Source organism: Cellulomonas bogoriensis 69B4 = DSM 16987, assembly GCF_000767165.1.
In the GTDB taxonomy this organism is placed as follows: Bacteria; Actinomycetota; Actinomycetes; order Actinomycetales; family Cellulomonadaceae; genus Actinotalea; species Actinotalea bogoriensis.
The window spans coordinates 1-22,503 of sequence record NZ_AXCZ01000003.1; the positions used below are offsets into that span (position 1 = coordinate 1).

At 71.4% G+C, this 22,503-nt stretch carries 19 protein-coding genes and 1 pseudogene; 11 read left to right on the forward strand and 9 right to left on the reverse strand.

Annotated features, from left to right (window positions below; genetic code table 11):
* The first annotated feature begins 312 nt into the window (after positions 1-312).
* Positions 313-1,086 (forward strand): nuclease-related domain-containing protein, encoded by a 774-nt coding sequence (locus N869_RS00705; RefSeq protein WP_156968267.1) that lies wholly within the window; start codon positions 313-315, stop codon positions 1,084-1,086.
* A 502-nt stretch (positions 1,087-1,588) separates the two neighbouring features.
* Positions 1,589-1,909 carry a superinfection immunity protein gene (locus tag N869_RS16775; protein ID WP_269545852.1) on the forward strand — a complete coding sequence of 107 codons (321 nt, stop codon included), beginning with the start codon at positions 1,589-1,591 and terminating at the stop codon, positions 1,907-1,909.
* Positions 1,910-2,094: 185 nt separating this feature from the next.
* On the opposite strand, the gene N869_RS17190 is transcribed toward N869_RS16775, so the two are convergent.
* Positions 2,095-2,778 (reverse strand): Ltp family lipoprotein, encoded by a 684-nt coding sequence (locus N869_RS17190; protein ID WP_052104802.1) that lies wholly within the window; start codon positions 2,776-2,778, stop codon positions 2,095-2,097.
* Between the two features lie 198 nt (positions 2,779-2,976).
* Here N869_RS17190 and N869_RS17195 point away from each other — a divergent pair, with 198 nt between their 5' ends.
* Positions 2,977-4,257, forward strand: a complete 1,281-nt coding sequence (locus N869_RS17195; protein ID WP_156968268.1) for a sensor histidine kinase — start codon at positions 2,977-2,979, stop codon at positions 4,255-4,257.
* Between the two features lie 60 nt (positions 4,258-4,317).
* On the opposite strand, the gene N869_RS00725 is transcribed toward N869_RS17195, so the two are convergent.
* Positions 4,318-5,916 (reverse strand): methyl-accepting chemotaxis protein, encoded by a 1,599-nt coding sequence (locus N869_RS00725; RefSeq protein WP_232229536.1) that lies wholly within the window; start codon positions 5,914-5,916, stop codon positions 4,318-4,320.
* Positions 5,917-6,105: 189 nt separating this feature from the next.
* Here N869_RS00725 and N869_RS00730 point away from each other — a divergent pair, with 189 nt between their 5' ends.
* From N869_RS00730 to N869_RS00740, 3 genes are all read left to right on the forward strand, one after another.
* The gene (locus N869_RS00730) at positions 6,106-6,657 is read left to right on the forward strand and encodes a GNAT family N-acetyltransferase (protein ID WP_232229538.1); all 552 of its coding nucleotides are present in this window, start codon (positions 6,106-6,108) and stop codon (positions 6,655-6,657) included.
* Positions 6,658-6,715: 58 nt separating this feature from the next.
* Positions 6,716-7,369, forward strand: a complete 654-nt coding sequence (locus N869_RS00735) for a response regulator transcription factor (RefSeq protein ID WP_035056442.1) — start codon at positions 6,716-6,718, stop codon at positions 7,367-7,369.
* Positions 7,370-7,465: 96 nt separating this feature from the next.
* Positions 7,466-8,758 carry an ATP-binding protein gene (locus N869_RS00740; RefSeq protein WP_035056444.1) on the forward strand — a complete coding sequence of 431 codons (1,293 nt, stop codon included), beginning with the start codon at positions 7,466-7,468 and terminating at the stop codon, positions 8,756-8,758.
* 186 nt (positions 8,759-8,944) lie between these two features.
* Here N869_RS00740 and N869_RS00745 read toward each other — a convergent pair whose 3' ends face one another.
* Positions 8,945-10,366, reverse strand: a complete 1,422-nt coding sequence (locus tag N869_RS00745) for an ATP-binding protein (RefSeq protein ID WP_084136301.1) — start codon at positions 10,364-10,366, stop codon at positions 8,945-8,947.
* 323 nt (positions 10,367-10,689) lie between these two features.
* On the opposite strand from N869_RS00745, the gene N869_RS00750 reads away from it, so the two are divergent.
* Positions 10,690-10,875, forward strand: coding sequence for a hypothetical protein (locus tag N869_RS00750; RefSeq protein WP_035056447.1), 186 nt, complete (start codon positions 10,690-10,692; stop codon positions 10,873-10,875).
* Positions 10,876-10,928: 53 nt separating this feature from the next.
* Here N869_RS00750 and N869_RS00755 read toward each other — a convergent pair whose 3' ends face one another.
* The 4 genes from N869_RS00755 to N869_RS17595 form a co-directional block, all read right to left on the reverse strand.
* Positions 10,929-11,417 (reverse strand): hypothetical protein, encoded by a 489-nt coding sequence (locus tag N869_RS00755; protein ID WP_052104804.1) that lies wholly within the window; start codon positions 11,415-11,417, stop codon positions 10,929-10,931.
* 28 nt (positions 11,418-11,445) lie between these two features.
* On the reverse strand, positions 11,446-12,945 hold the full coding sequence (locus N869_RS00760) for an ADP-ribosylglycohydrolase family protein (protein ID WP_035056449.1): 1,500 nt from the start codon (positions 12,943-12,945) through the stop codon (positions 11,446-11,448).
* Positions 12,946-13,003: 58 nt separating this feature from the next.
* Positions 13,004-13,288, reverse strand: coding sequence for a hypothetical protein (locus N869_RS00765; RefSeq protein ID WP_035056451.1), 285 nt, complete (start codon positions 13,286-13,288; stop codon positions 13,004-13,006).
* Between the two features lie 95 nt (positions 13,289-13,383).
* Positions 13,384-14,193, reverse strand: a complete 810-nt coding sequence (locus N869_RS17595) for an SIR2 family NAD-dependent protein deacylase (RefSeq protein WP_035056454.1) — start codon at positions 14,191-14,193, stop codon at positions 13,384-13,386.
* 206 nt (positions 14,194-14,399) lie between these two features.
* On the opposite strand from N869_RS17595, the gene N869_RS17600 reads away from it, so the two are divergent.
* Both N869_RS17600 and N869_RS00780 read left to right on the forward strand, forming a co-directional pair.
* On the forward strand, positions 14,400-14,948 hold the full coding sequence (locus tag N869_RS17600) for a hypothetical protein (RefSeq protein WP_198025913.1): 549 nt from the start codon (positions 14,400-14,402) through the stop codon (positions 14,946-14,948).
* A 131-nt stretch (positions 14,949-15,079) separates the two neighbouring features.
* Positions 15,080-15,799, forward strand: coding sequence for a TY-Chap2 family putative peptide chaperone (locus N869_RS00780; protein WP_408606332.1), 720 nt, complete (start codon positions 15,080-15,082; stop codon positions 15,797-15,799).
* 136 nt (positions 15,800-15,935) lie between these two features.
* Here N869_RS00780 and N869_RS00785 read toward each other — a convergent pair whose 3' ends face one another.
* Complete coding sequence (locus N869_RS00785; protein ID WP_052104805.1) at positions 15,936-17,150, reverse strand: McrC family protein; 1,215 nt, start codon at positions 17,148-17,150, stop codon at positions 15,936-15,938.
* Positions 17,128-19,536, reverse strand: a complete 2,409-nt coding sequence (locus N869_RS16310) for an McrB family protein (protein ID WP_052104806.1) — start codon at positions 19,534-19,536, stop codon at positions 17,128-17,130. Before N869_RS16310 ends, N869_RS00785 begins: the two co-directional genes overlap by 23 nt.
* Positions 19,537-19,687: 151 nt before the next feature.
* Between N869_RS16310 and N869_RS00795 the strand changes: the two genes are divergently transcribed.
* Together N869_RS00795 and N869_RS00800 are read left to right on the forward strand one after the other, a co-directional pair.
* Entirely contained in the window at positions 19,688-20,935 is a 1,248-nt protein-coding gene (locus N869_RS00795) for a hypothetical protein (protein ID WP_035056521.1), read from the forward strand.
* A 274-nt stretch (positions 20,936-21,209) separates the two neighbouring features.
* Positions 21,210-22,448, forward strand: a pseudogene (locus tag N869_RS00800) (IS256 family transposase).
* The last annotated feature ends 55 nt before the right edge of the window (positions 22,449-22,503 follow it).

The window sequence follows — 22,503 nt, forward strand, 5'->3', positions numbered from 1 at the left end:
GCGGCTTCGACGTACCAGAGCCCGTCGTTCTCACCGAGAGCCCCAGCCGGTGCGGCTGCGATCAGTGCACTCAGTGCGGCGGCGAGCACCCCGGCGATCCGTGCTCGGACGCGGGCGCGGTGGCGCCCGTGACGTCCTGCGGTGCTGGTCATGTGTGCTCCTGCTTGTGGCCATGGTCTTGCGTGAAAGTACCTCGCCTGCACGGGCGTCGTTCGCCGATCCACACACCGAGCACCCCGGCACGGGGGGGCAGCGCAGGGACGGTCTCATGTGCGGTGGGGTTGCGCCGATGGTGGGGGAGTGGCATGTGACGTGCGGGGTTGGTGGCGAGGCCGCCAGGATCGTCGTCGCGCCGGGGCGCGTGCGCGGCGCAAGTACAACGAGCTGCGTCGCAGCTGGTTGCGTCGCACCAGGGCGCTGTGGTGCTGGACCGTCGTGTGCCTCGCGGTCGTCTGGGCCGCGTCCAGCTATCTCTTCACCGTGATCTGGCCCCAGTCGTTGGCGATCTGGTTTTCCGGGGTGGTCGCCGGGGCGGCCATGACCATGGTGATTGCTTTGCGGTTGACTCCTCCGGGGAGCATCGAGATGTGGCAGGACGGTGCCTACGGTGAGGAGGCCACGGCCAAGGTGCTGGGCGAGCTCCCGGCCGGGCAGTGGACCGTTCTGCACGACCTGGCGAACGGCAGGTTCAACTTCGACCACGTGGTGATCGGCCCGCCGGGCGTCTTCTGCCTCAACTCCAAGTTCTCGGCCTACCGCCTTCAGGCCGCGGAGTCTGGTGCGCTGGTCGGGGTGCACGTGGACGACCCGACGCTGACCAAGCGCATCGACCGGGACATCAGCGGTGCCAAGTGGGAGGCCGTTGCCCTGCGGAACCAGATCGAGAAGCGAAGCGGTCGCAAGGTCTGGGTGCAGCCCGTCATCGTGTGGTGGGGTCCCTACCCCGACGGGGGCCGCACGGTCGAGGGGGTGGCAGTCGTCCAGGGCAAGGAGCTCGTCACCCGGATCAGTCGGCTGCCATCCAAGCCGACCACGGACCTGGAATCGGTGTGCGAGGTGCTGCGACCAGGTCGGCACCGAAGGTGACCGGCACCTGCACCGCAACGCCCACGCTCATGATCGGGACCGATCTGATTCGGATTCCGTAACTGATCGGTCCCGATCATGAGCATCCCGGCCTGGAAGTCGCCGTGGGCGACGCGGCATGAGGCCAGAGTTCGCCCACCGCCCGGGCGTTCGACGCCCTGTGTCCGAAACAGGGTCGCTGCGCAGTCGGCCACAGGCACGCGAGCCGGTGCTCACCGCGCCGGGGGCCCGGATCGGCGTCCTGGTCACGGTGGTTTCCACCCGCCGACGGGGTATCTCCAGGGCACCTGGGCTGGGACGATGGGTGGACCAGCCGCAGGCGTCCAGGGGGCAAGTCATGAGCGAGATCCAGCCGGGCGAGCCGGGGCCGCCGGTAGCCCCTTCGGCTCAGCACGTCCCGCCGCAGCAGTGGCATCGGCCTGCCGTCATGACGGACCAGAGGCAGACGTCCGGGTCAGTCGTCGCGATCGCGTGGGTGAGCGCCGCCCTCACATTCGGGTACATGCTGCCGTGGGCGATCGCTGTGACGCGAGGTCGGTCGAACATGGCCGCTGTCGGAGTGCTGAACCTGCTCCTCGGTTGGAGCCTGATCGGGTGGATCGTCTCCCTCGTCATGGCGTGTCAGGCGCATGCCCCTGCTGTGGCCGCGGGACCTGTGAACGTCGTCGTCGCGCAGCAGTTCCCCGGTGCGCAGTTCGCGGGCCAGGCGCCCCCACCTCAGGTCCAGGTGACCCTGGTGCCTGCTGGCTGGTACGCGGCGCCGGACGGAGTCGGTCGTCAGTACTGGGACGGCGCCGCCTGGACCGGGCACCGCGCCCCGTAGCTCCGTCCCGTCCCGAACCGAACCGTACGGCTGACCCGCTCGCACGAGCCGCTGACGCGGCCGGGGCCGGGGCGACACCTCGCGCGCCCATGATCGGGACCGATTCGATGCGGAATCCGCAACTGATCGGTCCCGATCATGGGAGTCCCGGCCCCGGGGGCCGCCGCGGGCTGCAGGGCGTGAGGTCAGAGGCCGACCTCGTCCGCCGCGTGCTCGGCCTGCTCGCGGGTGAAGCCCTCACCGTGCTGGCTGGAGAGCTGCTCGATGAGGCCTGAACGCGAGAACGACGTGAAGCTCAGGTAGTTCTCGGCCGACTTCACGGCCTGCTCGAGCCAGTCCACCTCGCCCTCGGCCTCCAGGCGGGCGACGGCGAACTCCGCGTCCTCGAGCGGGTACCCCTCGCCGTAGTCGCTGCTGAGCTGCTGGATCAGCCCGGTGCGGGAGAACGCCGTGAAGGACAGGTAGCTCTGGGCCGACCGGTAGGCGTTCTGCTGGGAGACGGTCCCGGCGGGGGCCTCCTCCTCGGCGGCGGCGTCGGCGTCGGGCTCCTCCTCGACGGCCTCCGGCTCCTCGGCAGGGGCCTCGGGCTCGTCGGCGGGCGACGGCTCGTCGGTAGGCGTCGCCTCGACCGTCGGCGTGGCTGTGGCGACCGGCTCGGGGCCGTCGTCCGCACCACCGCTGAGGGCACCGACCATGATGAAGAAGGCGAGCACGCCCGCCGGGATGATGACCCGCTTCTTGCGGAACCAGGGACGCGCGGTCTGCCCCGAGGGAGTCGGCTGCTGGGGTGGGTGCTGGCCCGGGTGCGGCTCCTGCGGCGGGTGCTGGCCCGCGGGCAGGCCCTGCTGGTGGGAGTGGCTGTCGGACATGAGGGCTCCTCGTGCCGGAGGTCGGCCGGCGTCGTGTCGGGCGGGTCCCGCCTCTGCGGCACCTCGTACGGGACCGACTCTGGCCGCCCGCCCCCGCCCGCCACGTCCTCCGACCGGTCGGACCTGACGGGCCGATCGGACCACCGGACCGACCGGACGGACGACGACCCTGTCGGTCCCCGGCCCTACCGTCGTGCCATGGACCCCGTCGCCCCCCGGCACCCCGGTGCTGCGCCGGTGACCTGGGCACCGCCAGCGGCGTCCGGGCCGCCCCGGGCCGCCCCCTCGCCGCAACGCACGGTGGTGCTTCGCCGGTTGCGGACGACGGGCCTCGTGCTGACGGCGGCGTTCAGCAGCTCTGTCGCGATGGCGTACGCCGTGGAGGACGACGCCCTGCTCATCCCGTTCATCGCGTGGATGGTGGGCACTGCGCTCGCGGTCGGTCTGGTGGTGCGGCACCGATTCCCGGTGGCGCTCGCGCTGACCGCGTCGGCCGCGGCGCTGCTCCTGCCGCTGGACACGTTCGCGGCGCTGGTCGCCCTGGTCGGTGTGGTGGCCCGGCGGCCGCTGCGGGTCGCCGTCGGCTGCGGGACGGCGGTCGCAGTCGCCACGGGGGCCGCGCTGCTGCGTGACCATCTGCGCCCGGATACCGCGACGCTCCTCGCTGCCACGGACCCGGTGACCGGTGAGGTCGACGTGCTCCCCGGGCCCGGGTACGTGGTGATCGGCGTGGTGCTGGTGGCGGCCGCCGTCGGGCTCGGCCTGCTGCGCCGCTACCGCGACGAGGTCCGCGCGGCGGAGACGGGCCGGATCCGGCAGGAGCGGGTGGCCGCAGAGCTGCGCACGGAGATGACCCGGCAGGAGGAGCGCGAGCTCATCGCCCGGGAGGTGCACGACACCGTCGCCCACCAGCTCTCCCTGGTCGCCCTGCACGCGTCCTCCCTGCGCGGCGGCGCACCGGACACCGTCGCCGAGGGCGCCGAGTCCATCCGCGAAGCCGCCGACCGTGCCCGCCGGGAGCTGCGGGACATGGTCGAGATGCTCCGCGACCCCGCCCCCGGCACCGCCCTGCAACCCGCGCCCGTGACCCTGGACGACGTGCCCGCGCTGCTCGACACCGCCCGCCAGGCCGGCGCCCTCATCCGCTCCTCGGTGTACGTCGCGGACGCCGGGTACGCCTCACTCGCCCTCACCCGTGCCGTGTACCGGCTGGTCCAGGAGTCCCTCACCAACGCGGTCAAGCACGCGCCCGGCGCGGAGGTCGACATCACCCTGCACGCCACCCCCCGGGAGGGGGTGCGCCTGCGCGTCACCAATTCCCTCACCGCCGCCGTCGACGTCGCCGACCGTGGCTCGGGCCTGGCCGGCATGCGTGAGCGCGCCGCACTGCTGGGCGGGACGGTCGACGCCGGGCCCCGCGGCGACGCGTTCGTCGTCGAGGCGACCCTGCCGTGGGTGGCCGCCACCTCACCCACCTGACGACCGCCCCCGCTCGGCCCCGGGCGTCGGGCCCGCCCGTCCCGGTCGCGGACGCGCCGGTCAGTAGGTGAACGTCGCGACCCGTGCCCGCAGGGCTTCCGACATCTTGGCCAGCTCCTGCACGGCCCCGTCGATCTGCTGCAGTCCCTCGCTGGAGGTCGAGGCCGACTCCGCGATGCCCGTGGTGTTGGCTGCGATCTCGCCGGACCCGGTGGCCGCCTCCGCCACCCCGCGGGACATCTCCGTCGTGGTCGCCGTCTGCTCCTCGACGGCGCTCGCGATGGTGAGCTGGAAGTCGTTGATGCTGGCGATGATGTCGCCGATGCGGCCGATCGCCCCGACCGCGCCGGTCGAGTCGTCCTGGATGGTCTGCACACGGCGCGAGATGTCCTCGGTGGCCCTGGCCGTCTCTTGCGCGAGCTCCTTGACCTCACCGGCGACCACGGCGAAGCCCTTCCCTGCTTCTCCGGCGCGGGCGGCCTCGATCGTGGCGTTCAGCGCGAGCAGGTTGGTCTGCTCGGCGATCGAGGTGATGACCTTGATGACGTCCCCGATCTGCTGGCTCGAGGTGCCCAGCTGCGAGACGGTGGCGTTCGTCTCGGCGGCGACCTCGGTGGCCTGCGCGGCGACGTGGGCCGCCTTCGTGGCGTTGTGCGCGATCTCCCGGATGGAGGCGTCCATCTGCTCGGACCCGGCGGCGACGGCCTGGACGTTCCGTGACACCTGATCCGCTGCTGCAGCGACCACGCCGGCCTGGGCGGATGTCCTCTGGGCGGTCGCCGTCACGTCAGCGCTGGCCATGGACATCTGCTCCGTCGCTGCGGCGAGGGTGTCCGTGGCCTCGGCGACGCTGCCGAGCGTCTCACGCAGCGACTGCTGCGCCGTGGTCAACGAGCGCGCCATGGTCGCGATCTCGTCCTGACCGGCCACGTCCGCGGTGACGGTCAGGTCGCCGTGCGCCATCGCCTCGAGGGCGTGCTGGACGTGTGCCAGGGACCGCCTGGAGCGGCTCGCGAGCACCATGGTCACGAGGACCACCCCCAGCAGCGCGCCCGTGAGCACGATCCCGGTGACGGTCGAGGCCCGGTTCTGGGCGGCGGTGATGCTCTGCCTCGCCTCCGCGCGGCGATCGTCGAGCAGCGCCGCCAGCGTCGCGGTCTCCTCGAGGATCTGGTCGTAGACCGGGTACACCTCGTCCACGATGAGGTCGTCGGCGGCCTCGATGCTCGCCTCGGTGTCCTGCCGGTAGAGGGCGACGACGGCGTCGTCGGCGGCGAAGAACTCGTCCCAGAGCGTGACGATCCTGTCGAAGGTCGTGCGCTCCTGGGGGACGAGCCGTTCGACCTGCGTCGCGGTGAGGGTGCCTTGCAGGCCAGCGGCGGACTCCAGGTACCCGGCCCGGTTGAGGTTGGACTCGGCGACCGCCGCCGCGCCACCGATCCGCCGGACGTCCCCGGCGTACGCCACCTGCCAACCGGTCACGTCGGAGTTGTACATCCGTACTTCTTGCACGGACGCCATGACGCCGTTGAGCTCGTCCATCATGACCAGCTCGGTCGCGACCGCCCGGGCAGCGACCGTGGAGGTCGCCGCGATGCTCAGGGCACCGATGACCCCGACGGCACCGACCAGCAGGAACCTGCCCGTGAGCCCGCGCACCGTGGCTCCGAAACTCTGCCGCATCCTCGTTGCTCCCAACCCGGGTCGGTACACCGTTTCCTCTCCCATCGCGCCGACGGGTCCGGGGGTGAGGGGACCCGCGGGTGAAGAACCCGGGACGGCAGAGGGGCCTGGGGAGGGCCCCCGACGACAGGCAGCGGCGATTGTGGCTACCGTCGCTGCGTGCAGATGAGCCGGAGTGCGGGTCGCGCCGCTGACGGTGCGCCGACCCCGGACGAGGTCGAGGACCTTTACGCGGCGGCCACGCAGGGACCGCCGCTGTGCGAGCCACGCACCCAGGCGGCCGCCTACGCGAGCGTGTTCAGCTACGTCCTGGCCCGCGGCGACGCAGCCTGGGTCGCCGCCCGGAGTGACGGTGCGCTCGTGGGCATCGCGTACGGGCACCCGTGGGAGTGGGCCCACCAGACCGACGAGTGGTCGGCTGAGCTCAAGGAGCGGCTCGGCGCCGCTGCCCACCGGCTGGAGGACTCCTTCGCCGTCTACCTGCTCGCGGTCCACCCCACGGTGCAGCGCGCCGGGCTGGGACGGGTGCTGCTCGAGGACCTCCTGGCCACCGCGGGTGCCCGTCGAGCCTGGCTGCAGACCAGGGACGAGGAGACACCCGCCCGCGCGCTGTACCGGGCGGGCGGCTGGACCGAGGTCGGCCACGGCCCGGATGCCCCGAACGGTCGCCCGGGCCTGGTGCTCGGACTCCGTCTGCGGGAGGCGGCGCCGCGCTGACACGGTGACCCGCCGCCCGTGTCATCCCGCTGTCACCGCCACCCCCTACGGTCGGGGCATGGTCAGGTTGCTGCTCGTGGACGACGACGCCATCGTCCGACGGCTCCTGGGCGGCAACCTCGCCCCCTTCGGCATCGAGGTGGTCGCCGAGGCCACCGACGGGGACGAGGTCGTGCCGGCCGTCCAGGCCCACCACCCCGACGTCGTCCTCATGGACCTGCGCATGCGCCGGGTGGACGGGATCCGCGCGACCGAGGCCGTGCGGCGCCTACCGGACCCGCCGGGTGTCGTCGCCCTCACCTCGCTGGACACGGACGACGTCGTCCTGCGGGCAGTCCGCGCCGGGGCCGCCGGCTTCATCGACAAGACCGCCGCGACGGAGGAGATCGCCGACGCCATCCACCAGGTCGCGGCCGGTCAGGGCGCCTTCGGGCCTCGCGCGGCCCGGGTCGTCGCCCACCACGTGGCCCAGGACCCGGACGCCCGCCAACGCGAGGACGCCCTCCGCCGCCTCGAGGTCCTGACCGACAAGGAGCGGGAGGTGGCCGCCCAGGTCGCCACCGGCGCCGCCAACGCCGAGATCGCCGGGCGGACGTTCCTCAGCGAGACCACCGTGAAGACCCACCTCACCCGTGCCCTCACCAAGCTCGGGCTGGCGAACCGCACCGAGCTCGCCGTCCTCGTCGCGCGGGCGGGGACCGGGCCCGGGTGAGCCCCTGAAGATCTGCAGCCTGGACTTCCCGAGATCTGTAGCGTCACCAGCCTGAAATCTGTAGCGTTGCTGACCTGAAATCTGTAGCCTAGCCGGATGGTCGACAGCCACGACTCCCGCCCGTACACGAGGAGAGTCGTCGACGACGAGCTCGATGAGCTTCTTGCCGACCTCCCGGCGATCGCCATCGACGGCGCGAAGGGCGTGGGAAAGACGGCGACCGCGGTTCAGCGCGCCGCATCCCTGTTCGCCCTCGACCGGCCGGGCGGGACGGACCTCCTCCGGGCTGCTCCTGACCGGCTGACATCCGCCCCCGCACCGGTGGTCCTGGACGAGTGGCAGAAGTACACCCCCTCGTGGGACGTGGTTCGGCGCGCCGTCGACGAGGACCCCCGGCCGGGCCGCTTCCTGCTCACGGGGTCCGCGTCGCCCAGGTCGCCGGGTACGCACTCCGGCGCAGGCCGGATCGTGAGCATCCGGATGCGGCCGCTCTCGCTCGCCGAACGCGGCGTCGGCGTGCCGACGGTATCCGTGGCCGCGCTCTTGTCCGGTCGTCGACCCGAAGTCGCCGGCGAGACCGAGGTCGACCTCGACACCTACGTCGCGGAGATCCTGGCGGGCGGCTTCCCCGGGATGCGCCGCGGGTCACCCCGGGCCCGGCGAGCGGCCCTGCGGACGTACGTCGAGCGAATCGTCGACCGCGAGTTCGAGGACGCCGGGCACGAGCCCCGCAACCCGGCGCTCCTTCGCCGGTGGCTACGGGCGTACGCGGCCGCGACGTCGACCACTGCCAGCTTCGAGCGGATCCGCGACGCAGCCACCGCCGGTCAGGGGGACAAGCCCCCGCGGTCCACGACGGTCCCATACCGCGACACCCTCAAGCGGATCTGGATCTCGGACCCCGTCCCCGCATGGTTGCCGACCACCAACGCGTTCTCCCGTCTCGCGGCGAGTCCGAAGCACCATCTGGCGGACCCGGCGCTCGCGGCGGCCCTGCTCGACGCCGACGAGGACCTCCTGCTGTCCGGCCGCGACGCAGGTCCGCCCGTACCCCGCGACGGGACGCTCCTGGGTGGCCTCTTCGAGTCGCTGGTCGCACTCGACCTCCGCGTGTACGCCCAGGCGGCCGAGGCCACCGTCGGGCACCTACGGACGGGCGATGGCGCGCACGAGGTGGACTTCATCGTCACGGGGAGGGGGCGGCGCAGTGTCGCGTTCGAGGTCAAGCTTGCCGCGGACGTGCAGGACGCAGACGTTCGCCACCTCCTGTGGCTGCGGGACCGCATGGGCGGCGACCTCGTCGACGCTGTCGTCGTGACCACAGGCCGGGACGCCTACCGGCGCCGCGACGGGGTGGCCGTTGTGCCGGCAGCGCTACTCGGGCCCTGACAGCACCCCCTGATCTCGGCGGGAACCCCCGTCCCGGGTCGGGCGACCCCGCTACCGCCGTCCCCGTGCTCGGCGAGCACCTCACGGGTGAGGAGCGGCGCCTCCCGGCACCGGTCCTGTTCGGGCGCCTCGCCTGGCCTCGGTGCGTCGAGCTCCTGGTCGCGGCCGTCGAAACTGCAGCGCCTGTCACTCCGGCGGAGCCCACGCCCTGATCAGCTCGTCGGGCCCGATGCACGGCACGTCCGGGACGTCGCAGCCTGATCGGCTGACGACGACGAGCGGTGTGTCCTCATCAGCCCCCGGCACCTGGGAACGGTGCGTCAGGAGGCGGCTCAGGTCACGGCGGTCGAAGCGCTGCCGCTCGAGCCACTTGATCGAACCGACCGCCCGGACCTGGTCGGCGACAGGGCTGCGATCGGCGATCACCACGTCCACCTCGGGGTCGTTGGACCGGGTCCAGTACCCGCCGACCATCCCGCCGGGTGCCACGCCCGGGAGCGGCAGGCGCTCGAGCGCCTCGCGCACCACGGGCTCCACCGCCCGGCCCCGCCAGGACGTCCAGCCGGAACGGATCCGGGAGTGGACCACGTCGCCCCGCCCGCGTTCGATCTCCGCGAGGCCGGGGGCCAAGTAGGCCAACCAGAACCGCAGGTAGGGATCCGCCACGCGGTACCTCGTCTCGCGTGAGGCGCGCGTGGAGAGGGGCCGTTCGGCGACGACGACCCGTTTGGTCAGGAGGATCTGCAGGGCGCGGTTGAGGGAGGCCTGCTGGATGTCCCCGGCAGCACGTTGGATCGCCGTGAACGTGCGCTCCCCGGCCCCCACGGCACCGAGCACGCGGCGGGCGAGAGCGTCCGGCGGGAACTCGGCGGCGATGGCCCGCTCACCACTGACGAGAAGAGCCGACGTCGGGTCGGAGACTGCGGCGGCGACGTAGGACCCGAGGTCGGACGCTTCCGGCCACTCCGCGCAGACGAGGGGCAGTCCGCCGGTGACCAGGTAGGCGTCGATCGCCTGGGCGGGCTCGAGGCCCAGCATGGCGCCGACCTCCCACGGGGTCAGCGGGGGGACGACCATCTCGGTCGCGCGCTGGTGGAACGGGCGCCCGTACTCGTTGAGGGCCTCCATCATCGCGAGGTCGGAGCCGATGCCGATGAGGAGGACCGGCAGGCGGGAGAGCTCACGGTCGAAAGCCTTCTGCAGCGTGCCTTCGAACCTGGGATCCTTGCCCGTCAGGTAGGGGAGCTCGTCGATCACCACCACGCTGGGCCGGTCCGGCGGGAGCGCCGTCGCGAGCAACCGCAGCGCCGCGTCCCACGAGCTCACGGTCACACCGCTGAAGGTTCGGGCGCCCGGCAGGTTCGAGGACGCGACCTCGGCGGCGAACAGCCCGAGTTCTCCCTCCGGTGGCTGCATTGACGCCGTGAAGAAGACGTGCGGGACGCCGGACCTCTCAAGGAACTCCTCGACCAACCGCGACTTACCGACGCGGCGCCGGCCCCGCATGAGCAGCGCTCGGCCGGGCCGGTCACGCCGACCGTCCGTGAGGGAGGTGAGCATCTGCTCGAGTCGGTGGAGCTGGGCCGAACGGCCGACGAAGCGCGCCATAAGTAAAGACTGTCATCAAGGATACTATCGTGCAAGATAGTATCGCTGGGATCAGTCGGACCGGCCCGGCGGGTGCAGGCCTACCGGCCATCCGCTGGCGAGCCTGCAGTGGGCGCTCGACCGGCGTGGTGTGGCGACCCTGGCGTTGCAGTCTTGGTCGTTGACGATCAGAACCCAGTTCCCCGGGTCGTCCTGCGCCGCAGTATGGGCCTCAGCCGCAGCGATGCCTCGACGTCCGGGTCGGGGGTCTGGGTGGCTCTCGCGGTCGACGTGTCCGGTGCGCGTCGTCGGGCATACTGAGCGCCGACCGGGAGGACCGCCTCATGAGCAGTGCCGATCAGCTGAGCCGTCCCCGTCGCGGTGGTGTCCATCGGGCTGCGCGCGGAGTCCGGAGAGGGCTGCGGGCCCTCGTCGAGTCGATCGACGTCATCTATTTACTGACCCTCGTCGGCAGGCTCATCGCGCTTCCCTTCCGCCTCATCGCCCGGGCGTTCGACTCCTTTCCCTGACGCGGACGCTCGGTGCGCTGACGGGACCACGTGCTGAGGCCCGGAGGGCCCGGCTACTCGTCCAGCGGCTCGTGGTCGAACTGGTCCACACCTGCCCCCAGCAGGGCTTCCAGCACGTGACGTTTGACGCGAAGGGCAAGGTTCTGGAACCCGAACAGGTGAGTGACGTCCAGGTCGTCCCCGGGGCCGGTGGTCGCGATTCCGAGGTATCCAGGCACCGGGTCCCCGCCCTTGGCGCGTAGGTCCACCTCGAACGTGCGCCACCCCGTCGCGCCGATGGACTCCAGCACCGCCACGAACCGGGTGGAAGCCACCTTGCAGGGCAGCCCACCGGTCCAGAGCATGTCGCCCCAGCGGGTGCCACGGCCGAACGCCTGGAACCACACCGGGAACGAGATCTGGTCGAGGTCACCACCGGCGATCAGATCCACGACGTCCCGGCCGTCCGCCGAGTGCCAGGGACCCAGGGCTGGCTTGCCCTCCCACCTGGGCTGGATCCACACATCACGGACTGCGGACCGTGCCTGCACCAGGAACGTCACTAGCTCTCACCACGTCCGACCGTGCACGTCATCGGGTGACCTGCCGGACGGCGTCGCGGAACGTCCGGTGGGGTCTGGCGTCGGGCAGTGCATCGACCACGTCCTTGAGGGCGCGGTCGGCGTCGATGCCCAGGTGCCGCACGGCGTAGGCGGCGCCGACGGTCGGGGTGCGGCTCTGGGCCGCGGCGCAGTGCACCAGGACGCAGCGACCAGAGGCGCGTAGCTCGGCGACGACGTCCGCTGCCTCCCGGAGCACGTAGTCCAGGTGCGGGTTAGCTACCGGGTCCGGGGAGTCGACCAGCCACACCTCGACGTGGTCTGCGGCGTCCACGCGGTCGGGGCGACGGCGGCCCACCCGGCAGAGGGAGACGACTGCGTCGACCTCCACCGGCAAGGCGTCCAGGACGGCCGCGTCACCGAGGAACACCTCCGCGTCGTGCGGGTGGCGGATCAGCCTGCCGGAGGCGACAGCCCTGTAGTCGACACGGTCGCTGAGAGGCCAGGCAGAGACGTCACTGTGCCGCCGCGCGACGGCCAGGCCGCGCAGGCCCAGCTCGGTGACGCGCAGCCCGGGCCACCCGTGCACGACCCGCCGCCAGCCGGCAGGGACGGCCGATGCCCCCCAGCGTGCGCCCAGGAGAGAACCGGCAATGGCGGCGACGGTGTCGGTGTCCCGCCCGCCCCGGACGGCGGCCTCAAGGGCGAGCCGGAAGTGGTCGGCGGGCAGCAGGTGGCCGGTGCGGTCGGGGACGGCGGTGCGGCTGATGGCCGACCAGGCGCCCTGGAGGGCATGCACGACCCACCCGTTGTGGTCGAACGCTGCGGGCTCGTTCTCCTCGGCCTCGTCAAGGCGGGCAGCCCAGGCTCCTCGCCGGTCCTCCGGGAGGAGGTGGAGCCCGTGCCGGGCATCGAGCTGTCCGGTGAGGATCGCGTGGCGGATGGCCGCGCACCACAGCACGCAGGCGTCCCCGGCCTCGGGGTCGGTGTGGGTGAGCGCGCTGATGGTGCGCGCCGCCTCGGCCATCCCGGCTTCGTCGTGCAGGTAGGCGAGGGCGGCGGGCGCGGTGCGCATGAGCGACCCGTTCCCACCGGAGCGTCCCGTCGCCTCGTGCCGCGCGACGGCAGCCGCGGTCAGACCGGCGGCCGTGGGTGCACCGTGCCGGGATGCAGCGCTGAGGACGCCGCGCGTCTGGACACCGACGTCGGTCGCCTGCTCCGCCCAGGCTGCCCAACCGGCTGCGACGTCGTCGAGGTGGTCGGTGAGGGCGCCCTCCCCGGCGACGGCGCGTTCGGCGGCCTCCAGGAGGACGACGGCCATCTGCGTGTCGTCGGTCCACTCGCCCGGTGCCCAACCGAACGAGCCTCCGCCCACCATCGCGACGGGGGTGTCGGCGGCCAGGGGTGGCCCGAACTCGAACGGCGCCCCGAGGGCGTCTCCGCACGCCAGGCCCATGAGGACCCCTGCGGCACGGTCGGAGGTGGGCGCGTCCCAACGGACAGGGGCAGGTGCGGGCAGGGCTGGGTTCATGGGCGACTCCGGGGCGTGGGGAAGGAGTGGGTGGACGGGGTGGTGCGATCGGGCGTGGTCAGTCGGAGGTCGTCGACGCCTGGGCGGCCGTCGTCTCCGTGCTGCTGGGGTCCTCAGGGGCGTAGTCGTAGAGCCAGGCGCCATCAGGGCCCGGTACCTCGTCGCGCCGACGGTACGCAGCACGCGCAGCGGTCTTCGGGTCTTTACCCAGCGGGATGCTGATGCTGTCGGGCGCGCCTGCGGGGAGCATCGGGATGTCCCCGTAGCGCTGGCCGTCGAGCGGCCCGGCGACGAGCTCGATCGACAGCCAGCCAAGGTCTCCGGGCTGGAAGCACTCGGTCATGGAGCCCTCCCTTCATCAGGGCGGTGGGTCCGCCATTGGACTGACCGTCCCACAAGGGTGTGACACGATCTGCCCAGGTCAGCTGCATAGAAGGCTCAGGGCGTTGCTGGCGGGGTCCCGCCGAGGGCGACGAGCGCCTCCCGCAGCGGAGCCCACCGATCATCCCCACCGGTGGTCCCGAGCAGGGTGAGTAGCTCGCGGGAGGCCGCGGCGACCGCACGGTCGCTTCCGTCCAGCAGGTACCCGTACCGCGCGTCGACCAGGTGGCGCGCGGTGGCGGCGTGCATCGCCACAGCATCAAGGAAGATCGCCAGAAGCCGCGCGGCCGCGCCGGCACGCGCCTTCGGGTTCCCGTCGTTCTGCTCGTCGGTTGCCGAGAGGTGGTCGAACCTGCCGGTCCAGAGTCTCTGCTTGGCGAGGTTGGGGGTGAGGGTCACGACGGTGCCGAGTGGCGCCGCTGCGTCCGACCCGCGGCCTGAGCTCGTGCGGAAGGCCAGGACCTCATGGGCCAGGCGGAGGAAGTTGTCGTCCGTCATGGAGGCGCCGACCACGAGCAGGTGCCGGGTGAGGAGCAGCGCCTGGACGATGCTGCCGAGCGGTCGGGAGCGGCTGTCGTAGCCGACCATGTGGGAGCGGGTCAGGACGATGCTCGCCGGGTCGCGCCGATCGCCGTGCATCTTCAGCACCCATGGTGTGCGGGGCCGGGGGTCGTCGAACGGCAGCACGGGCACTGTGGCGTGGGCGGCGTCCGCGGCGGCCCGCTCGTAGAGGTCGTCGTAGTTGGTGGTGACGACCTCCGTGCAGCCCAGGGTTGCCAAGAGCGAATGCGCCAGGGCGTAGCGGCGGGTGCGGGAGGTGATCTCGGAGACCTTCTCGCTGAGTGCGGGACCGAGCTCGCGGTGCAAGAACTCGGCCTGGTCGAGGGGGAGTCCAGGAGCCCCAGGTCGGCGGCCCGTTCGGGTCCGGCGACCTCCTCGAGCAGTCCACCCCAGGACGGCAGCCCGGCACCCATGCTGACCCCGGCGCCGACGAACAGGGCCAGCGACCCGTCCCGGGCGCGCGTGGCCAGCTTTTGCGCGTACCGCAGGCGCTCGGGGTCGAGGGGCTGAGCGTGTGCGGCCCCCTGGCGGCGGCGCAGCTGGAACGCGGAGTGGTCGGTCGGTCGGGACGCCACGAGGACGACGTCGATCTCGTGCTGGGCGCACGCGGCCTCGCACACCGCCAGGAGCCCGTCCACCACCCGACCGCGGACCTGGTCGAACCCTCCGGCGCCCACCCCGAGGGTCGGCACGGCAACCAGCCGGCGCGGACGCCCGCTGCGGGCGGGCACCTCGGTGGGGTCGCTCGCGGCGACGTCGGCGACGTCGACGAACCAGACCGGCGAGACCGGGGCGAAGCCGGGCGCTTCGGCTGCTCGCCCGTACCGGCGCTCCGCCCAGCCCTCGGGGCAGAGGGTTCGCCGGGCGGCCCCGGACGCAGCATCGACCTCGCCGAGCACGGCCTGCCACGTGTAGGTCACGACGAACGACCGGTCGGTGGGGAGCACGACGACGTCGTGGTCGAGGTGTTCGAGTCGTGCGTGGACGACGAACACGTGGCCCGCTGCGGTCATGAATTCCTCCAGAGGATGCGGCGCCGTGGGGCGCGATCAGAACGCTAGGGCCCGGAACGGGCGGGCGGGTGATCGGTCCCGTCAGTCTCCGTCGGTCGCCCGCCTCGCGCCCGGGGGCTAGTCACGCGCGCAAGGGTGCCTGCTCTACAGCCACCACGCTGTGATGCCGATGGCAGGACATGACTACGGATGAGTGTGTGGCGCCACCGCGCCGGGTGCTGGCGCACTCGTGGTGGTTGGCGGCGGAGATCGTGCGTCGACACCCTGGGGTGTCGCTCACGGAGACGCACCCCTGCGACGGCATGTACGACTGCCTGACGCTGCACGGCCGAGGCCCTGGGTACGTGGACCTCAACCGTGAGGGGCGCATCCACGTGCACCCCGAACTGATCGGCTTCATGACCTGGGCGCGCGCGCTCGAGATGCCCGATCCGCACGATGCGGTCGTGGCGATCGAGGCCGCCTGGGGCCGGCCCGGCCCCCAGAAGGCACCGCGAACCACGGCGACAACCCTCACCTATCGCGTTGTCGCTCGGGCACTGGGGATGCTGGTGAATCACAGGGATGACTGGGACGTGCGGATGGCCAACCCGGGTCAGCCTTACTACGGGGGGCCGGAGCCGACGGTGGCGACGTGGTTGGCGAGCGCTGGAGCCGACAGGCTCTTCCCCAGTGACGCGATACGGGACGGGGTGCTTCGCGCATGGGCAACCCGGAATCCCATCGATTCCGGAGTGTGGGCGGTCTTGCGGGAAGAGGAGGCGCTCGCTGTGCTCGACGCACACGAAGGAATCGCTTACACGCGGACCGGGGCGGTGCCGATGTTGCCGGCCTATCGGCTCAGTGGCCGCAGCGTCACCGCAGCGATGGTGGCGGGCTTGGGAAGCGTGCTGCCCTAGGGCGTGAGCACGCCCGTCGCTGACCCCGGCGGCGACTTCCGGAGGCAGAACTGCAGACCGCCCGGTGAGTCGACCCTGCCAGTGTCTGGCGACGGGCGGGTGATGGCTGTCGCCCTGTAGCCCCGCTCGACCGGGGCTACAGGGCTATCGCTGGCGACGCGGCCTGGGCGATGTGCCGGGCGACCCTTGTCGTCTCTCTGGCGATGTCGGCGGGTGGGCCGGAGAGGTTGATGGCGTGGGCGTGGATCACGGGCCCGCCGCGGATGACCCGAACCTGCCCTGGTCGCTGCTCACCGGCGGCATAGACGAGGTGGCCGTCGTTGAGGCCGGTGGCCGTGCAGTACGCCAGCAGCTGGTAGACGTCGGCGTTGACGGGGCCGCTGCTGCGCTCAGCCTTGTACTTGGCGTCGACGACCGCCCGGACGGTGCCGTCGGGTCCGTACCAGGTGAGGTCCGGACGGAGGGGGATGGTCCGGCCTTCGTCGAGGTGCCATCTGGTGTCTTGGCGCTGGGCACGGCCGTCCTGGTGAGTCAGCGCGGACCCGATGGCTGCGACCAGGAACTTCTCGAACACCTCGTTCATGTCGAACGTCAGGGCGTGACCCGCGCGGCTGCCTGCGTCGATGTCGACCGCGGTGCCGCGAAGGATGAGGCGCGCGAGCTCGACGGCTGACCGGTACCGGGCGTTGAGCAGGTTCCAGGCAACCGGGGGGACGTCATCGGCGTGATAGGCGACGGCCTCGACGTCCGCGAAGTGGCGACCGGCCCGGCCAAGTGCCTGGGAGAGGTGGCGCGGCAGTCCTTCGGTCTGCCGGAGGTGTCTCGTGGCGGCCAGGAGCAGACGGTTCTCAAGGATGTCCGCGTCGTGCTCGTTGTACGTCACAGCCAGAGGCAGGTTCAGCCCGGGGCGCTGCCGGAGCTGGCGGGCGATGTCGATGCGCCCGCGGACGCTGTGGAGGTCGTCCTCGGCGACCCGGAACCCGCGGAGCACACCGCCGGTGACAGCCTGGTTGAGCAGGTTGGTGAAGAGGGAGACGACCCCGGAGGTGAGGTCGGGAGCGTCGGCGAGGGCGGCGTCGTCGGCAGCTGACCACGGGTCCTGTCCGGATCCGACGGCGAGGAGGTAGAGCACGTTGCCGATGGGGATCTTCGGGAGCACCACGAGCTGGTGGACTCCGCGACGTACCGTCCCGACGGTGCTCCCGGGCGTCACGTCCCACCGCGTCTCTGCGTCGGACCGGAGGGAAGGCGCCACCGTGGCGCCGAACCGTGACTGCAGGACGGTGAGGGCGTCCTTATCGAGGGACAGGCTGTAGGAGGTCCGCCACTCACTCAGCCGAGTCGTCACCATCCCCGTCCACCCCCGCCCCTGTGGCCGTTCGCAGTGTGGCCAGGTCCAGCTGGTCCAGCACATCCGCCCGAGCGGGTAGGTGCTCTTGCAAGGTGGGGAGCACGTCGTGCCGCCAGATGCGGGCGACCATCGCCTCGTTCAGGTCGGCTCGCAGGAAGTGGCTGGGGCCAATGGCCGCGAGTGGGTCGTCGACGATGGTGTTGGCAGCGGCGACGACGTCGGCCACCCAGCGCATGTGAGGCACCGATCGGTCGAGGTAGGAGGGCAGCACCCCGGAGACCGGGAGCTGCGTGGCGTCGAACTCGACGAAGGAGAACCGGCGACGTAGTGCGGAGTCCAGGAGGGCGATCGACCGGTCGGCGCTGTTCATCGTGCCGATGATGTGCACGTTGGCCGGCAGCCGGAAGGGCTCGTCGGAGTACATCAGGTCCACTGCGGCGCCCCGGTACTCGAGGAGGAAGTAGAGCTCCCCGAAGACCCGGGCGACGTTGGCCCGGTTCAGCTCGTCGATGACGAGGACGTAGGTGTGCCCGGGGTCTGCTGCGGCCCGGTCGGCCAGCTGTCTCAATGGGCCCTCGCGGAGGACGAAGCCGCCTTCGGCGACGGGCCGGAAACCCTCCACGAAGTCCTCGTAGCCGTACGACGGGTGGAACTGCACCAGCCTGACGCGATCGGCCGAGCCTGCCAGGAACGTCGCGACGGCCTGCGCGACGAATGTCTTCCCGGTTCCCGGCGTTCCGGTGAAGATCACCTGTTTGCGGTCGGTGAGCAGGTCGACGACCACCTCCAGGAACCCGGTGTCGAGGTGGAGCTGGTCGGCGAGGTCAGACAGTGAGCGGTCGTTCTCCAAGGCGGTCGGCGTCCCCGTGCTGGCCTCATCGGGCTGCGACTCCTCGACTGCGGCGGCCCCGTCTCCGGGAGGGAGGGTGGCGCCTGTCGCTCGCCACTCGGTCAGGGCTCGGGCGACGTCGGGCGAGAGCGCCGCCGGGTCCTGGGACATGACCGTCCACACGAGCCCCTGGGCGTCGAGGCGGTCCCGCAAGGTAGCGCCATGGCGTCGGGCGAGGTCGAGGACGAGGTCCAGCAGCGAGAGGAAGTCGTCGTAGATCTCGCTGTCCGGGGCGTTCGTCTGTGGGCGGCGCGAACCGACGAGCTTGGTGAACTTCTCGACGTAGGTCGCGCGCCAGGGCGGCAACGCGGCGATGTCGTGCGCCATGTGGAGGAACGAGGAGACGCTCAGCCGTGCGCCCTCCTCCTGCAGCACGCCTTCAGGCAGGGCTTCCCGGAAGCGGTCCAGGGCGGTGAGGGAAGGGTCTCGCCACAGCTCGAGCAACGCAGACCGCGCTGCCGCGGGATCCGACTCAACCCATTGGAAGAGGTGCCCGTATGCGCGGTAGTCGACCAGGTTGGTGGCCCGGACGGTGCGCTTGAGCTCGGTGAACCATTCGGGGTCCTCCTGTGAGGCCAGGCGCTGGACCTCGTTGAGTCGGGTTGCGGTCTCCACCTTGTAGGAGCGCTCAACCGCATCCAGGTCGACCCGCTCGGCGAACCACCAGAGCCACGCGTCGGTCGTCTTCCACGCCCGAGTCATCGCGGACCACTGCCACAGGTAGGGCGCCCGCCGCAGGTTGACGAAGGTGTCGGGTTCGCCCGACTCGCGCGCGAGGGACCGGTACACGTTGCCGAGGCGGACCGACTCCGGCAGGCCCTCGGGGCCCGCCAGGTGACCCCACGTCTGCAGGACGTCGGCCCTGCCGTCGGTGCTCGTGACCGGGCAGAACACGTCGGGGAACAGCAGGTGCTCAAGGGCGTTCCGTTGGGTCGCGGCCCCGGAGGAGAGGTCGAGGGTGCCGAGCAGGGCGGAGAACGCCTCGGCGTCGTCGAGCACCGCCGCCCGCTCGGTTGCGGGGAGCGACTTGACGGCGACGACCACCTCGATGAGGAATGCGAACAGCTTCCAGCGGTAGGTCCCGAAGGCGGTGCCGGGACGGACGAGTCCGCCGTCCAGGGCCCGGGCCAGATCGTCGGGGACCGGCGTCGTGCCGGGGGCCATGTCCAGGACCTGCGTGACGATCTTGCGTTTCGCGGAGCCGCCGACGGCGTCCGACCGTGCAATGAGCAGGTGGACGTACAGCAGCTCTGCCGCCAGCTGCACCGCCCCAGGCGAGGAGTTGGCGAGCTGGACGGCCAGCTTCCCGTGGAAGGTCCCGCTGCCCACGTCGGGCTGGTCTACGAAGTCCCGGACCAACTCCTGCGCCTGCTCCAGGGTCGAGCCTCGTTCCTCGGAGAAGAGCGAGAGGTCATCCCGTAGGCAACGATCACGCCAGAGCGCGGCGGCAGCGTAGGCCGGCTGGGCGGACGGGTAGGGCATGCGCGTGGCCGACATTCCTTCATCGAACCGGACGCATGCGAAACCACCACTCTCTGACACGGCGATCGCCCGACTTCCACCCGAACGACTTTCAAGGCAGGCCTCCGACGTCCCGACATCCGTTGGGAGGGGGCGCGGGTCCCCGCGTCCAGCCGAGGAGCGGATGATGCACACCGAGATCGAGCTGATCAGCGACGGTGACGGGCTGGCCGTGATCGGCGAACCAGGAGCGGTCGATCGGTTCCTCACGTCCGAAGGGCTGCACTCCAAGGAGCTGGGGCTCGCGAGGCTCGGCTCGGCCTTCAACGCCGGTGCCGGTGCTGCGCAGGCCGGGTCGGGGATCGCCTCCCAGTCCGGGCGATGGGTGCAGCTCAGCGAGCAGTCGGCCCGGGCCATGAAGAAGTACGAGCTCATGACGGGGTCGGACCGCGAGCTGGCTCGCACGGTGCTCACCGAGAACGGGAAGATCACCGGGATCCTCGAGATCGTGAGGACGCCCGGTGCGTTCGTCGCGAACCCCGCGGTCCTCGCCGGTGCCGCCGGCATCATGGCGCAGCTCGCGATGAAGCAGACGATGGACCAGATCACCGACTACCTGGCCGTCATCGACCAGAAGGTCGACGACGTGCTCCGTGCCCAGAAGGACTCCGTCCTGGCGGACATGATCGGTGCCGAGCTCGTCATCGAGGAGGCCATGACCATCCGTGACGAGGTCGGCCGGGTCAACGAGGTCACCTGGTCCAAGGTGCAGGGCACGTCGATGACGATCGCCCGTACCCAGGCCTACGCGTTGCGTCAGCTGGACGCGCTCGCTGAGAAGGTGGAGCGCAAGGCTGAGATGGGCCACCTCGCGAAGGCGTCCAAGGAGGTCGAGGGGAAGGTGCGCGAGTGGCTCGCGGTGCTGGCCCGGTGCTTCTGGTTGCAGGACGCGATGGCGGTCCTTGAGCTGGACCGTGTGCTGGACACCTCACCGGAGGAGCTCGATCAGCACCGGGTCGCACTGCGGACGGCCCGCCGGAATCGTCTCGACCTCATCGCACGGACCACGGAACAGCTGATGGGCCGCATGCAGGCCGCTGCCGGGGCCGCGAACACCAAGGTGCTTCTGCACCCGACGAAGGCCCGGACAGTGGTGCACGCGAGCAACCGCGTGGCGGGCGACGTCGTCGAGTTCCACGGGCGACTCGGAATCGAACGCGCTGGCCAGTCGCTCGAGGTGAGGCGGTGGGTGGAGGCTGCGGCGGACGTGAGGGACAAGGTGGTCGAGACGGGCGCCGGGGGTGTCGACGCCGCCCGGCGTCTCGGCACCGGGACCGTCGAGCAGGCGCGATCGGTCAAGGACCGCCTGCCGGGCGGGATCACCGAGCGCGCGCGGCGTTGGCGCCGGGAGGAGGGCGGCAGCGCGGAGGACTGAGGCCCGCGACCAGTCCTTGCTCGAGGTCAGGGGTTATGCGCGATATGCGCAGCCGGCGCATATGCCCACATCGGTCTATGCGCACATGCGTAACCCTCAGCCGGGTGAGGGTGGGACTGGTGCGGCGCGAGCCCGCTGGCTCAAGCCGCACGAAGTTGCGTCCGTCAGGGTGGTGTACCGGTAGCCCGGTGATCGTGTCGTCGTAGACGGCGGCGCGGTCACCGCGTGACCCTTCGAGTGATCTCTCACAACCGACTCGAAGAAGGACTCCACGATGACCGCACCCACGAGTATCGACCCTGCCGGGTTCCTGCACGAGCAGCTGGCCCAGGCGTCCCCGGACCTGATGCGTGAGCTGCTGAGCACGTTCATCAACGCGCTGCTGTCGGCCGAGGCCGACGCGGTCTGCGGCGCCGGGTGGGGCCAGGTCTCCGAGGGCCGGACCAACCGGCGCAACGGCTACCGCCACCGGGATCTGGACACCCGGGTCGGCACGATCGACGTCGCGGTCCCCAAGTTGCGCACCGGGACCTACTTCCCCCAGTGGTTGCTGACCCGCCGCCGGCGCGCGGAGGCGGCCCTGACCTGGGTGGTCGCGACCTGCTACCTGCTGGGGGTCAGCACGAGGCGGATGGACAAGCTCGTGCAGTCCCTGGGCATCACCTCACTGCCGCGGTTCCAGGTCAGCGAGATGGCCAAGGACCTGGATGAGCAGGTCAGCGCGTTCCGCACCCGCCCCCTGGACGCCGGGCCCTACACACTCCTCGCTGCGAACGCGCTGACGATGAAGGTCCGCGAGGCCGGTCGGGTGGTGGGCGCCGTGGTGCTGGTGGCGACGGGCGTGAACGCCGACGGGCACCGGGAGGTCCTGGGGGTCCAAGTCACCACCGCCGAGACCGGACCGGCGTGGTTGACGTTCTTCCAGGACCTGGTCGCCCGCGGCCTGTCCGGGGTCACGCTCGTCACCTCCGACGCCCACGCCGGCCTGGTCGCCGCGATCGGCGCGACCCTGCCCGGAGCGACCTGGCAACGGTGCCGCACCCACTACGCCGCGAACCTCATGAGCGTGACCCCGAAGGCGTCGCGGCCGGCGGTCAAGGCGATGCTGCACTCGGTCTACGACCAGCCCACCGCCGCGGACGTCCAGGCCCAGTTCGACAAGCTCCTGGACGCAGTGTCCGACAAGCTCCCCGACGTCGCCGCCCACCTGGACGCCGCCCGCGCCGACGTCCTGGCCTTCACCGCCGTCCACAAGGGCCTGTGGCGCCAGGTCTGGTCCAACAATCCGAACGAGCGCCTGAACCGGGAGATCCGCCGCCGCACCGACGTCGTGGGGATCTTCCCCGACCGCGCCTCGGTCATCCGCCTGGTCGGCGCCGTCCTGGCCGAGCAGCACGACGAGTGAGCCGAAGGACGCCGCCACCTCGGCCTCGAGCTCCTCGCCAAAGCCCACCTGAAGATCCTCCCCGGACAGGAAGAGGTGATCGACCCGCCCCTGGCCCTGACCGCCTGACCCACCAGGGTCACGCCGAACCGCCACACCACTCCCCAGGACTTGACCGGGGACG